Genomic DNA, 12,152 nt, shown 5'->3' with positions numbered 1-12,152 from the left:
GAATCGAGTAGGCGGCGCAGGTGGCTGGCGCAAGGGCTCGAACTTGCTGCGGGTCCAGGTCGCTGCGGGTGTGGCCAGGCGCGTGGTCCACTCGAACGGAAGAGTGCCAGGGCGCCCACGGTCACGTCGCTGACGAGCCACACACGCTTCGCGCGCAGTACGCGGAAGGGGTGGGCGATATTCCGCTGCGCCCCGTCCGAACATGAGGTCTGCTGGAGGAGGAACCGACGGCGTCGTCGTCCCAGGCCGGAGCCTCACACGGCCGAGGGGGCGTCCTCGGCGGGCGAGCCCACCGGAAGAAGGGTGGGCCGTTTGGCCTGGCGGCCGTCACCGGAGGAGCGGCCGCGCAGGCGGCGGACGAGCCAGGGGCCGAGGAACGTGCCGGCCCAGCGCAGCTCGGCGGCCGCGGCCCGCCAAGCCGAGGCCTGTGGCCTCTCGGCGGGCAGGGGCAGCGTCCAGCGGTCGTCGGTGCCAGGCAGGCCGAGGGTGTGGGCCACGGCCGCCGCGATACGGGCGTGCCCGAGCGGACTCGCGTGCAAGCGGTCGGTACTCCACAGCCGTGGGTCGGTCGCCACCGCGTGCACCGCCGTCTCCGCCACCACGACGCCGTGGCGCTCGGCCGCCGCCCGAATGCGTTCATTGAGCGCGAGCACCCGGTTGCCGATCGGGCGAGCCAGCGGCGTGATGCGCCCGACGTCGGGAAACATGAGCGTCGCCACCGTGGCGCCCTGAGCAGTCAGAGCGGCGAACATCGCCTCCAGATGGCCAACCACTTCGTCGAGGTCGCAGCTGGGACGCAGCACATCGTTGACCCCGGCGACCACGGTGGCGAGATCGGGCTGCATCGCGAGCGCCGGGGCGAGCTGCTCGGCGCGCACCTGACCGGCCTTGCGGCCGCGCACGGCGAGGTTGGCGTAGAGCAGGCCAGGGCTGGTCCGCGCGACCTCCTCGGCGAGCCGGTCGGCCCAACCCCGGAGGCCGTGGGCGTCGTCCCCGTCACCGAGACCCTCGGTCTGGCTGTCGCCCAGGGCGACGTATCGCAGATACGCACTGTTCGACATGGGCCGACCGCCTCTCGCGCGCCGCTGGTGAAGTGGCAACCAGCCATAGATAGCAAACTAGGCACCTAGGTGCATTGTTGACTAGAAGATAGCCTGCGAGCTTCACCCCGCAAAATCGATCACCATGCGCGGGGGCGCGTCAGAGTCCCGCGTTGCGCGGAGCGCGGCGACGCCCCCTACCGCGTTTCGTCACGAGGGAGCGGACACGTCCGCCGGGGCGGCCATGGGGCCCACCGCTGCAGGATCGTGTCCGCGTCATCAACCGTCTCGCGCACGTGGAGTGGCGCAGCGAAGGTTGAGTGCCTCGCATCGCGCATGGAGCCCGCAGGGCAGAAGACGATCACTCAACTCGCCCACATGCACTACTGTGCTGGCGTGTCCATGCCTACGTCGCCCCAGCCGCCCTGCGCTGGTGTGCCGCCCGCGATCCCGCCGCCCCCGGACAAGAGCCGGGTCGGCCTGGTGACCGGGATCGTGGGCGGCGTGTTCGTGATCGTCCTGGCGATCCTGCTGACGCTCGTGAGGATCGAAGCGAAGGCCGAAAGTGGCTTTCCCGAGGCGGAATTCGCCCTGGTCCTGCCCAGGACGCTGCTCGACGGCCGTTACGAGCTCACCAAGGACCTGTCCCACACCCTGGGCCGAAGGCTCGAGAAGGAATCGACCGGTATCCGGGATGCCAAGGTCACCCACGGCGTCGTTGGCCGGTACAGCCTTGCCGGTGACACAACCAAGGGCGCGCTACTGGTCACGGGTTTCTACGGCCGGTTCAAGAATGCGGACAAGACCCGCGCCATCGCACTGAAGCGCGACGGCGAGGCCGACGGCGTGACGGTGGCCGTACCGCCGAGGGACGTCACCCCGACGGGGTCGGCCGTCAAAATCAGCTGCGAAGTGCTCAGCCGGAAGCGGCCCACTCTGACGATCACCTACCCGGTCTGCGCCTGGGCGGACGGCAACACGTCCGCTCTGACAGCCAACATGACCTTCGGTGCGGCGAACGCCGATCTCGACCTGAAGTCAGCCGCCAGGACCACGCTCCAGATCCGCTCCGAGACTGTGAAGGCGATCAGCTGACCGCTGGTCGGACGACGGGCCCCAGGCAGTCTGGTGCCAGGTTGAGCCGTCGGGCCCCGGTAGTGGCGGGGAGTCCGCGTGGTCTGTTGCGTTCCGTATCGCGTGTCGCCTGTGCGGTTTCGGTCAAGTCGTAGATGGCGCATCGGGTCGGGGTGGTCTCCTCGCCCGGCCGGTAGAAGCCGCGCCGCCTGCCCCACGGCTCACAGCTCCAGGAGATGCGAGCCGTCGGACTTCGGGGCGACATGGTCGATACGGCCGTGCCCGGCTCCGTTGCGCTTCTCGTGGTCGATGAATGCGGCCGCCGACAGCATCAGGCTCCCGCCCTCGTGGGCCAAGGGAGCCGTCAGGCGGCAGGTCTTGTTCTGCCCGCGATCCTCGGCCAAGCGGGCTGCTCGGGCTGCGATGAGGGAGAACGGTGGCCGCCATCAGGAGGTCATGGACTCCACGCGACGCATCACCTCGCGGCAGAACGCGCCCACGGCGTTCGGATCGTCGGTGAACTGCGAGGGCTTGATGCAGAAGGTGGAGAAGCCCTGGGCCACCTGCTCGGGGATGGGTTCAAGGGCCGACGCGAGGTCAGCGCACGAGTTGTCGTCGGGAAACACGGCGCGGGTGCTGCCGATCATCTCCAGATCGGCGATGTCGCGGCCCGCGGCGGTCATCGCGGTCTTCAGCGTCTGCATTTCCTCGGGCCTTACCGTGCCCAGCGGGTTGAAGGCGTGGCCGTACCGGACGATCCTGCGGACCATGGCATCGTGCATGCCCGCACCGCCGAAGCACAGTCGGGGGCCGTCGGGGCGGTGTGCCTTGGGCTCGAAGTAGACGTCCTGGAAGGTGTAGTACTCGCTCTTGTGGGACACGGGGGAGGGGCCCCACAACTTCGCCCAGATCTCGAGGTGTTCGTCGAGGAGCTTGCCGCGCCGGGAGAACGGGACGCCGAGTGCCGCGTACTCGTCGCGGCTCCAGCTGACGTTGGGCAGCACGATCAGTCGTCCCTCGGAGAGAAGGTCGAGGGTGCCGAGCTCGCGGGCCAGGAGCAGGGGATGCCGTAGGGGAGCGATGACCGCCGACGCGGCGAGACGCAGGCGTTCGGTGACAGCGGCGATCGCGCTGAGCAGCATGAGCGAGTGGGGCCATGGGGTATGGGGGTCCTGGTTGCCGGGCAGGGCGTAGTCGCGGGGGTTGCCCATCACGCCGTTGGCGCCGGCGTCGGGACCGAGCACGATGTGCTCGCTGATCATGACGGAGTCGAATCCGGCGTCCTCGGCCTCGCGGGCCCAGCGGATCACGGTCGGCAGATCCGCGCGGCCGCCGGTCATGGTCCAGTTCTCGCTCAGGACGAGCTGCATACGGGGAGTGGTCATCGCGGCGATCCTCGGGAGGGGTGTGTGAGGGCGGACGTGAGGTGCGGCCGCTCGTCCGGGCCGGGGCGCTCCGGGGGCCGCAGCCATTCGGACGGCTGAGGCATACGGTCAGGTGAGGGCGACCTCGACCGGCAGCGTCCTGACGCTGTTGACGAAGTGGGAGTGCACAGCTGCGGGCAGATGGCCGAGCAGTGCGTGGCGGGAACGGTCGGTGCCGTCGCTGTGGGGATAGGTGGTGTGGACCACGTGGATGCCGTCGCTGGAGAGCTGTTTCCTGGGCCGGCGTACGTTGTTCGCGTCGGATGAGTGCACCGGTGTCTCCCCTCAGAAATAGTCGTTTGAGGTCGAACGATATGGAAGGCTGTCGCTGTCCGGCAAGAGGGTGTTCGCAAAAAATCACCGGGCTGCGGGTGTCTCAGGTCTCGGGCCTGCAGAAGGTCGTGCGGGAGTGAGGTGGCAACGGCACGCTGTGGGGGCGGCCTGCGCCAACCGGTCCTGGCCGTCGCCCACATGCGCCATGGGCTCGCTGCGGGGCAGCCGGTGGACGGTGGTGCCGGGAGGCTCGGTGACGCCGTGACGGATGTTCTCGCGGGCGGGAACTACCAGAAACGCCTCGGCGGGTAGCGCGTCGCCGTGTTCCGGAATGGCGAGGATCGCCGGCCGCGGCCTCTCCTCGCCGAAGAGAAGCTGCCATGCGGCGCTGGCGTAGGGGCGTATCTGTGCCCTTCGTCGAAGAGCGCTACAGACTCAGGGTTGAAGAGGCGGATGGAGTAGGTCCTGACACGGCGGGCGGTTCACTATCTTCGCCTATGTGCATGCGGCCTGGGCCCCGCCCGCCCGTCACTTCACCGCCGAACTGACCTGCCGTTGCGATCAGTTGGAACGCTCGAAGGCTGTAGGGGCGAACCTGCCGCCCGCTTTCGTGCACCGTGCCACCCGGAGGCCATGAACGGAGCAGATCTGCGAGCGCCATGACGGGGGCGAAGAAATAGCCGCCGCCGGTGGGGGAGATGCGGACGGTGAGGTCCGTCGATCAGCCGGTCTACGTGGCCGCGAGTTCCGCTTGACGACCCGACGTTGCGGAGGCGTTGGCGTCGCCGCCGGTGAGGGGCATTTGAAAGCCGGGTGTGCAGGACCGGGCGCCCATCGACGTCGGGTACATCGCACACTGGCGGTTGGCGGTTGGCAGTTGGCGGCTGGCACCTTGACCTGACGGGACCCCGCCGCCCGGGCCCGTCAAAATCCGGGCGGCGGGGTATGAGTGCGAGGCCTTACCCGGTCACGAAGGTCGTCAGGCTCTGCGCGGGCAGCTGCCCTGTGAAGGAGCCGTTGGACATGGTGATCCTGCTCTGGGAGGCGAGCGTCCTGCTTGCGTCCGTCAGCCAGGAAGACACTCCGGACGAGGGGTTGTTCTGCAGGGTGAACTGCTGACTCACCTGTGAGCCCCCCTTGTTCACGGCGACGATGACCACCCGGGAGCCGCTGCCCTTGTACGCCGAGAGGTAGACGTTCGGCTGGGGGTTCGCGGTCACGGCGATCCGCACGTGCCCCGGGCGGACGTACTTCGAGAAGTGCGCCATGGCGGCACCGCGCTTGCTGATCCGGCCGTCCTCGCGCATGGGGCCGTAACCGCGTCGGATGTACCACCACACGTACGCCTGGAACTCGGCATCCACCATCGCTCGGTGGACATGTTCCCCCACGTCCAGCGCCTGCGGCCAGAGGTCGGCCGAATCGCTGCTGTTGGGGTAGTAGACCTCGGTCATCCACAGCTCCTTGCCCGCGCCCTTCTGTTTGAAGAGCGGGTAGGGGAAGTTCTGGAACGAGGTGCCGTAGAGGTGCGCCCCGAGAATGTCGAGGTTGGCCAGGGCTGCCGGGTCGTTGAGGATCGGGTCCGAGAAGCTCTTGACGTACTGGAAGGACTCCGGAGCGATCACCCTGGTACTGATCGACCCGGCGTTCTCCCGCAGGAACTTGGTCATCTCGGCCGGAGTCCACCAGGTCCAGTCCTGAGCGTAGTCGGGCTCGTTCTGCACGGAGATGGCATACAGGTTCACGCCGTTGCTCCGCATGAACCCGACGAAGTCGTTCAGGTGCTGCGCATAGGCGCCGTACATGTTGTACCGGAGCCGCTTCGCGTTGGTCTGTTGGCCGTGCACGAAGGTCTCGACCATCTGGGCGGGGGGATTCCATGGTGAGGCGAAGACCGTGGCTCCCAGCTCGATCGCCCGCTTGGCCGTGGCGACCTCACGGCTCCAGTTCGCCTTGTCCTCCGAGACGAAGATTCTCAGCACGGAGAATCCGAGCTGTCCGTCACCGTTACCGAACGCCGTCTCGCGCTGGGCAGATGTCAGGTCACCGATCCAGAGAGGGTGGTTCATGCCGCCGAACCCCCGGATCGTCTGCCGGGTCACCGACGGGTCGACGGTCACGGTGGCGGCTGTCAGGGACGGAGTTCGGGTCGCTCCTGCCGCCGGTGGCGCGGCCGCGAAGACCGGCAGGGCGCTCATGGTCGCCAGGACGGCCCGCCGACTGGGAAGCAACGGACCTGTGTTGCCGGAATCGCTACCGTGCACCGACATTGCTCCTCCATCTGGATGTGGTGCTGATGTGGGCTTTCTGGTCTGCGCTTCGCTACTTCGATGTGGTTCCGCTTACGTGCTCTCCGGCCCGGCATCCCAGGTCATGTGTCACCGACCCGATCGGCTACCACCGGACCATGACGCTTGGTCAGGACCGAAAGTTTCGAGCATGTCTCAGTGAGACATCCAAAGGACGCGGGAGGCGCGACGAATTCGGGGCGGCAGACTAGTGTGCCGCTTGGGTCTGGACCTGACATGCGAGTTCATGGGAGCGCTCCCCTCTTCTTCGAATGTTTCGGTGGAGTGACCGATCGTGAGGTGGTGTAGGGACCGTAGGATCACCACTCTCTGACGTCAAGGCTTCGGGGAATCCTTGGCCCGTCCGCGAACGCCTGACGGCATCGTCGATTAGCCCGTGCGATGGCCGACGGCTTCCGCTTCCGGCGCTGCGGATCAGCCGCGGAGCAGTCGGCGGACAGCCTGACGGTCACGGGTGGCGGTGCGTCACCCGTCCACGATCCATTGGTCGAACTTGAACGACGAGGAGCCCCTAACTGATCGTTTCAGAATGAGGCTCGGAGGCGGCGGAGGCATATGAGGCTGCAGGCGAGTTCGAGCAGGCTCTGATGGAGGTCGCCGCGGCGTTCGTAGCGGATGCGGAGCCGTTTGAACTGGTGGAGCCAGGCGAAGGTGCGCTCGACGACCCATCGGGTTTTGCCCAGGCCGGAGCCGTGGGCGATGCCGCGTCGCGCGATCAAGGGCTTGATGCCGCGTTTCCACAGCAGGCGGCGGTACTTGTCGAAGTCGTAGCCTCGGTCGGCATACAACCGACGAGGCTTGTGGCGGGGCCGTCCACGCAGACCCCGGATCGGCGGGACCGCGTCCAGCAGGGGTAGAAGCTGGGTGACATCGTGCCGGTTGCCGCCGGTTGCCGCCGGTGAGCGTCACGGCGAGCGGGGTTCCGTGCCGGTCAACGATCAGGTGGTGCTTGGAGCCGGGTCGGGCTCGGTCGACAGGCGAGGGACCGACATGATCCCCCCTTTGAGCGCTCGGACATGCGAGCCGTCCACTGCGCAGTCGTTGAGGTCCAGCAGGCCGGCGCGGCGCAACTCGTCCAACAGGACGGCGTGCAGGCGGGGCCAGACGCCGGCCTCGGTCCAGTCGCGCAGTCGGCGCCAGGCCGTAACTCCCGAGCACCCCATGGTCTCCGCCGGGACGTCCCGCCAGGCGACGCCAGTCCGCAACACGTACATCACACCCGCGAGTGCCGTCCGGTCGGGGACACGCAACCGCCCTGGATGACGGCGGCGCCGCTCGGGTGCCGGTGGCAGCAGCGGAGCGATCCGCTCCCAAAGGTCGTCAGGAACAGGATCTGAAGGCACATCTGACACCTTGCCGACCTAGATCATCGAGTACAAGAGCAACAGCACTTGACGTTGCATGAGAAGTCGGCGTGAGCGACAGACCCAGCTCATCAGCCCCGGTAGAAGCCCTCGTCTTCCTCGTTTGGCTGCAAGGGGGCAAACTGCCGCAGTTCGCTACCCCTGATCATCCACATGCGGAAGAACCCCTCCTCCTGATCCATGATCAGGAGTTGCACCAGGTTCGGCTCGCTCCACGGCATCTCGAACACACGCTGCTTGAGGGCGTCGAGGTCGGCATGGTTCAAAGCGCCCGCCCACACCTCGCACTCGGGGTGCTTCCAACCACCCCATTGGTTGGCCTCGGGACTGGTGAGCAGATTCAAGAACCCGACACCATGCACCTCTGGTTGACCACGACGATGGGCATCCGTCCGCAACCACTCGCTCAACGCCTCAGCACTTGCACTGTCGGCCGCGTCGACCGAGATCATCACGTTAGCCACCCAGCTCATAGCGATCGTTGTACAGCAGCGGCCAGCGTCCCTGCCCGACTTTTCCCTGGCACGTCAACGTGCCTCGGCTCTCGCACCGTCCTGCAGGTCTCATTGTGAAACGATCAGTAAGGCCTGTCCGGCGGATCATGCTGCGATCGCCGCGGTGAAGCAGGCCATCGCACTACGATCACGGGATGTTCGAGTACCACGGTTGGATCGCGGTCAGGGAGACGGCAGCCTGTGACGACGATGAGGCTGATCTGCAGCAGATCGTCGATGAGCTTCGGCTTCGCATCGCCCAGATCGACAGCCCGTACTTGCTTGACACCAGGTGGATGAACGGCTCGCCGTACATCCACCTCGGTGGCCACTCCAATCACCACTCGTCGCCTGACGTTGTCGAACTGTTCGAGCATGTGGCTGTGGTTGCCCCGGGTTCGTACGGGCTCCTCCACGTTCGCGATGACGAAGAACCCGACCACGAAAACGAGGTACGCGTGCTCAGGCTCGTTCGCGGCGTGGTCACGCGGCACACGGAGGCGCTGCTGTCTCCGTGCATCCCGACAGTGGAAGATCCCTGCATCGGCTGAAGCGTCTCCGACGAATCACGTTTGGATGTGAGGAGGCGGGGAGCAGGAACACTGTCAGCCACGCCCGCTCGGCGACGGGTTCCCGCATCCTGCGGGAGGCGTGGGTGTTCAGGCGGTCCCGACCAGCACGATCGGCGCTCTGACCAGCTTGCGGTGGGCACCGCCTACACCGGGATGCCCCTTATGGTGGCCGACCTTCCCAGGCTCGAACCAGCACGCGTACCTTCAAGCCACCACACCGCAGGCCCCGGTGCCTCGCTGTCAGACCTGACGGGCGTAGGACGTGAGGCGATCGGCGAGTGCGGTGACCAGGTCGCGCAGCTCGTCGGGGCGCTCGATGACGAACGGTCGGTCGAGTGAGGCGAGTACCGCGGGCAACCAGTCGAGCCGCTCCGCCCGCAGCTCTACGCGCAACCACCGCTCGGTCGACGGCTCCTCGCCCGACACGGGCTCGTGCTGCTCCTCCAGGGTCGCGACGGTGGCGGGAAGGTGGGCGCGGATGTGCCCGACGGTTCCGTGGATGCGCACAGTCACCTCATGCCGGTACTCGGCCGTGGCGAACGCCGACAGCACGCGTTGTGCCGGGCCGGGACCGTCAGGTGCTTCGAACGAACCCGGCAGGGTCCGTACGGCCGCGATGCGATCGAGGCGGAAGGTTCGGTCCTCGCCGATCCGGGGGTCCTCGCCCGTGACGTACCACCGGCCCGCGTGGGCGACGATCCCGTATGCGTGCAGCGTGCGTTCGCTGTGCCGTCCGTCGCGGTCGGTGTAGCGGATCGAGACCGGTCGGCAGTTGCGCACCGCGTCGGCGAGGGCGAGGAGGACCTCGGCGTCCGGGGTGTCGAACGCCCCGGGCTGATCCGTGAAGGCGAGGGCTTCCAGGAGCGTGTCGAGCCGATGGGCGATGCGCTTGGGCAGCACCCGCCGGATTTTGGCCGATGCCGTCTCAGCTGCTGTGTGCTCCGTCGTCGTCAGCCCTGCTCGGCGGCCTGCGACCAGGCCGAGCAGCACCGCCAGCGCCTCGTCGTCGCTGAACATGAGGGGAGGCAAGCGGTACCCGGGGCCGAGTCGGTATCCGCCGTAGCGGCCGCGTACCGACTCCACGGGCACGTCCAGGTCGAGCAACTGGTCCACGTACCGCCGCACCGTGCGCCCCTCGACGCCGAGCCTGTCGGCAAGTTCGGCCACCGTCCGGGTGCCGCCCGACTGCAACAGCTCCAGGAGGGTCAGCACGCGGGCGGTCGGTCTGGGCATGTTCGCAGCCTAACGCGAATACAGGACCGATTCTGTCCACTATCTCTCCTAGCCTGCGACCTGCACGCCTCCACCACAGCCAAGGAGATTTCCATGGACTTCGTCTCGATCCGCATCATCACCGGCGACGTGGCGCGCCTCGTCGAGTTCTACGAGCGGGCCACCGGGGCGCGGGCGACGTGGGCCACCGAGGACTTCGCCGAACTCAGGACCTCCCACGCCACCCTCGCGATCGCCGGCACCCGCACCGTCCCGCTGTTCGCCGCGGGCTCAGCCCGCCCCGCGGACAAGCACAGCGTGATCACGGAGTTCCTCGTCGACGACGTGGACTGCGTTCACCGGAGCCTGACCGGCTTCGTCACCGATTTCGTCGCCGGGCCGACCACGATGCCTTGGGGCAACCGGTCGCTGCTGTTCCGCGACCCCGACGGCAACCTCGTCAACTTCTTCACCCCTGTCACCCCGGCGGCCATCGAGAAGTTCGCCCACTGACGCCACTCGGAGAAGAAGGTGGCTCCTTTCGACGCGTGGATCCTGGAAGCCCACCCGCGCCCAGTGCTGCGTGGTCGACTCGCGATCACGGCACGTCACACTCGGAAGAACCCGCGGCGGAGAACCCGCGGCGGAGATCCCGAAAGGCCTGAAACGCTATGCGCTTTGCCTCTGAGACGTCGTCCGGTGGAGTTCTTGAACAGCTCTTCCTCCTCGGTGACGTCCCCGGCGTGCTGTGGACTCCACTTGGTGCCGACGGTGACCGCCCCCTGATCGCAATGGGGCACGGGGGCGGTCAGGACAAGAAGGCTTCCAGCACGGTGAGCCTTGCGCGCCGTTTCGTGGCCGAGTGCGGTTTCGCGGTGGTGGCGGTCGATGCGCCCAGCCACGGTGACCGGCCGGCACATGAGGAGTTCAGCCGCATCGCGACCGAGTACGAGGCCCAGCTCGATGCCGGTGGGGGACTGGCTCCACTGATCGCCGCCTTCCAGGCGCTCGTTGTCCGTGAGATCGTCCCGGAATGGCAGGCGGTCCTCGACGCGGTCCAGAAGCTCAGCCATGTCGGCACTGGCCCGGTCGGCTACTGGGGAGTGTCGCTGGGCTGCGTGATCGGTGCCCCGCTGGTTGCCGCCGAGCCGCGGGTCCGGGCGGCGGTGCTGGGCCTGAGCGGTGCTGAGGTGTCGGCCGAGACCGCCGCGCGGATCACCGTCCCGGTGGAGTTCCTCGTGCAGTGGGACGACGAACGCGTGCCCCGGACCCAGAGCCTGGCCCTGTTCGACGCCTTCGCCTCGACCGAGAAGACACTGCACGCCAACCCCGGCGGACACGGTGAGGTCCCGGGATTCGAGACGGAGAGCACGCTCGGGTTCTTCGCCCGGCACCTTGCCTGATGCCGCCTGGTACTCGCAGGCTGCCCTCCGCAGGTCTTCGCGCCCGAGCTGTTCCTGAGTCGGAGGTGGCCGTTTCCATCAAGCGCCATCGCCCTCCGGCCGCCGGAGAATCGCGTTGTCTCAGTCTGTGGGTGTGGGGGCGATGCCGATGTGTGAGTAAATCCAGCCGACTGGGACGTCGGTGGAGCGGACTGCCTGGTAGAGGTGCCAGTCGGATCCTGCCCGGCCGCCGGAGGTGCGGAATTGGGCGGGAGGCGTCCCGCCCGGTCCGAGTTTCATGATCTTTGTTCGGCCGTTGGAGGGGCCTCCGACGACCTTGATGCCGACGTGGTTGTTGACCACCTCGCCGGCCAGCCAGCGGTGGATGAGCTGCGTGTGCTCGGATTCTTCTGCTGCCATGGAGCCAGCCGAGCACGAGCGGGTCCGGAGGGACAAGGTGCTCACCTCATCTCACCCTGGCAGTTTGAGATTGGTCGAAGGTGCCGCACGCATCGGAAAGACACAATGATCGTGATACCGCTGGTTGATGACCTGCACCATCACCACCGAAGCCACCGATGCGGGCGGCCGTGTCCATCCCCGCATGCCGCTCGCCCTCACGCCCGACCACTACGACGCCTGGCTCGACCCCGCCCATTAGGATCCCGACGAGTTGCGGGCCCTGCTCGGCCAGTCGGCCGAGGGCCACCTTCATGCCCGGCCCGTCTCCGCCGCGGTCAACAGCGTCCGCAGCAACGGGCCCCGCTTGCTTGAGGAACTCGCCGCGTGACGTGTCGGCTCTTGAGCGCCGCAGTCGAGTTCGCGCGGATGACGAGCGCGGTCTGGGCGGGTGTGGCACGGTGGATTCAGGCTGGCTCCGTCGCTTTCCCCCGTAGCGACGGAGCCAGCCTCACTCCGTCTCCCGCACACCCGCTCCGGCCCGTTCAAGATCATCACCACTGCGGCCCAACGGGCCGCCTTCCGACCTCGGGCAGAAGAAGAACTGTC

12 protein-coding genes and 3 pseudogenes are annotated in these 12,152 nt (G+C 67.4%); 5 read left to right on the top strand and 10 right to left on the bottom strand.

The features are described from left to right. Positions 1-254: 254 nt before the first annotated feature. Positions 255-1,061, bottom strand: coding sequence for an SGNH/GDSL hydrolase family protein (locus AQI94_RS32700; RefSeq protein WP_062230069.1), 807 nt, complete (start codon positions 1,059-1,061; stop codon positions 255-257). A 381-nt stretch (positions 1,062-1,442) separates the two neighbouring features. Between AQI94_RS32700 and AQI94_RS32695 the strand changes: the two genes are divergently transcribed. Further along, positions 1,443-2,135 (top strand): hypothetical protein, encoded by a 693-nt coding sequence (locus AQI94_RS32695; RefSeq protein ID WP_225890368.1) that lies wholly within the window; start codon positions 1,443-1,445, stop codon positions 2,133-2,135. A gap of 200 nt (positions 2,136-2,335) precedes the next feature. On the opposite strand, the gene AQI94_RS45990 is transcribed toward AQI94_RS32695, so the two are convergent. The 6 genes and pseudogenes from AQI94_RS45990 to AQI94_RS32660 form a co-directional block, all read right to left on the bottom strand. Then, positions 2,336-2,518: a hypothetical protein gene (locus tag AQI94_RS45990; RefSeq protein ID WP_031048993.1), complete on the bottom strand. Its 183-nt coding sequence runs from the start codon at positions 2,516-2,518 to the stop codon at positions 2,336-2,338. 42 nt (positions 2,519-2,560) lie between these two features. Beyond that, entirely contained in the window at positions 2,561-3,499 is a 939-nt protein-coding gene (locus tag AQI94_RS32685) for a TIGR03619 family F420-dependent LLM class oxidoreductase (RefSeq protein ID WP_078902802.1), read from the bottom strand. A 108-nt stretch (positions 3,500-3,607) separates the two neighbouring features. Then, positions 3,608-3,811: a hypothetical protein gene (locus AQI94_RS32680; RefSeq protein WP_031048990.1), complete on the bottom strand. Its 204-nt coding sequence runs from the start codon at positions 3,809-3,811 to the stop codon at positions 3,608-3,610. Between the two features lie 959 nt (positions 3,812-4,770). After that, entirely contained in the window at positions 4,771-6,009 is a 1,239-nt protein-coding gene (locus AQI94_RS32675; RefSeq protein ID WP_404817943.1) for a glycoside hydrolase, read from the bottom strand. Between the two features lie 635 nt (positions 6,010-6,644). Beyond that, positions 6,645-7,463, bottom strand: a pseudogene (locus tag AQI94_RS43440) (IS5 family transposase). A gap of 92 nt (positions 7,464-7,555) precedes the next feature. Then, complete coding sequence (locus AQI94_RS32660) at positions 7,556-7,957, bottom strand: hypothetical protein (RefSeq protein WP_031048981.1); 402 nt, start codon at positions 7,955-7,957, stop codon at positions 7,556-7,558. A 176-nt stretch (positions 7,958-8,133) separates the two neighbouring features. Between AQI94_RS32660 and AQI94_RS32655 the strand changes: the two genes are divergently transcribed. Further along, a complete protein-coding gene (locus AQI94_RS32655; RefSeq protein ID WP_031048979.1) occupies positions 8,134-8,529 on the top strand; it encodes an Imm7 family immunity protein in 396 nt (131 codons plus the stop codon). Positions 8,530-8,557: 28 nt separating this feature from the next. On the opposite strand, the pseudogene AQI94_RS46750 reads toward AQI94_RS32655, so the two are convergent. Together AQI94_RS46750 and AQI94_RS32650 are read right to left on the bottom strand one after the other, a co-directional pair. Next, positions 8,558-8,679, bottom strand: a pseudogene (locus AQI94_RS46750) (IS630 family transposase); the annotation flags it as partial. Between the two features lie 111 nt (positions 8,680-8,790). Further along, positions 8,791-9,783, bottom strand: a complete 993-nt coding sequence (locus AQI94_RS32650; RefSeq protein ID WP_031048977.1) for a helix-turn-helix transcriptional regulator — start codon at positions 9,781-9,783, stop codon at positions 8,791-8,793. Between the two features lie 93 nt (positions 9,784-9,876). On the opposite strand from AQI94_RS32650, the gene AQI94_RS32645 reads away from it, so the two are divergent. Continuing rightward, on the top strand, positions 9,877-10,275 hold the full coding sequence (locus AQI94_RS32645; RefSeq protein ID WP_031048976.1) for a VOC family protein: 399 nt from the start codon (positions 9,877-9,879) through the stop codon (positions 10,273-10,275). Between the two features lie 158 nt (positions 10,276-10,433). Next, positions 10,434-11,165 (top strand): dienelactone hydrolase family protein, encoded by a 732-nt coding sequence (locus AQI94_RS32640; protein WP_031048975.1) that lies wholly within the window; start codon positions 10,434-10,436, stop codon positions 11,163-11,165. 120 nt (positions 11,166-11,285) lie between these two features. On the opposite strand, the gene AQI94_RS32635 is transcribed toward AQI94_RS32640, so the two are convergent. Next, complete coding sequence (locus tag AQI94_RS32635; protein ID WP_031048974.1) at positions 11,286-11,564, bottom strand: hypothetical protein; 279 nt, start codon at positions 11,562-11,564, stop codon at positions 11,286-11,288. Between the two features lie 121 nt (positions 11,565-11,685). On the opposite strand from AQI94_RS32635, the pseudogene AQI94_RS43435 reads away from it, so the two are divergent. Further along, a pseudogene (locus AQI94_RS43435) lies at positions 11,686-11,934 on the top strand (SOS response-associated peptidase family protein); the annotation flags it as partial. Positions 11,935-12,152: the final 218 nt, after the last annotated feature.

This window comes from Streptomyces pseudovenezuelae (assembly GCF_001513955.1).
GTDB lineage: Bacteria > Actinomycetota > Actinomycetes > Streptomycetales > Streptomycetaceae > Streptomyces > Streptomyces pseudovenezuelae.
Note: the sequence above shows the minus strand (reverse complement) of the source record. Positions and strands in the feature narration are given on the sequence as shown.

Coding starts and splice junctions, on each gene's coding strand:
- AQI94_RS32700 (WP_062230069.1), bottom strand. CDS start 1,061: ATGTCGAACAGTGCGTATCTGCGATACGTCGCCCTGGGCGACAGCCAG.
- AQI94_RS32695 (WP_225890368.1), top strand. CDS start 1,443: ATGCCTACGTCGCCCCAGCCGCCCTGCGCTGGTGTGCCGCCCGCGATC.
- AQI94_RS32685 (WP_078902802.1), bottom strand. CDS start 3,499: ATGACCACTCCCCGTATGCAGCTCGTCCTGAGCGAGAACTGGACCATG.
- AQI94_RS32675 (WP_404817943.1), bottom strand. CDS start 6,009: ATGAGCGCCCTGCCGGTCTTCGCGGCCGCGCCACCGGCGGCAGGAGCG.
- AQI94_RS32660 (WP_031048981.1), bottom strand. CDS start 7,957: ATGAGCTGGGTGGCTAACGTGATGATCTCGGTCGACGCGGCCGACAGT.
- AQI94_RS32655 (WP_031048979.1), top strand. CDS start 8,134: ATGTTCGAGTACCACGGTTGGATCGCGGTCAGGGAGACGGCAGCCTGT.
- AQI94_RS32650 (WP_031048977.1), bottom strand. CDS start 9,783: ATGCCCAGACCGACCGCCCGCGTGCTGACCCTCCTGGAGCTGTTGCAG.
- AQI94_RS32645 (WP_031048976.1), top strand. CDS start 9,877: ATGGACTTCGTCTCGATCCGCATCATCACCGGCGACGTGGCGCGCCTC.
- AQI94_RS32640 (WP_031048975.1), top strand. CDS start 10,434: ATGCGCTTTGCCTCTGAGACGTCGTCCGGTGGAGTTCTTGAACAGCTC.
- AQI94_RS32635 (WP_031048974.1), bottom strand. CDS start 11,564: ATGGCAGCAGAAGAATCCGAGCACACGCAGCTCATCCACCGCTGGCTG.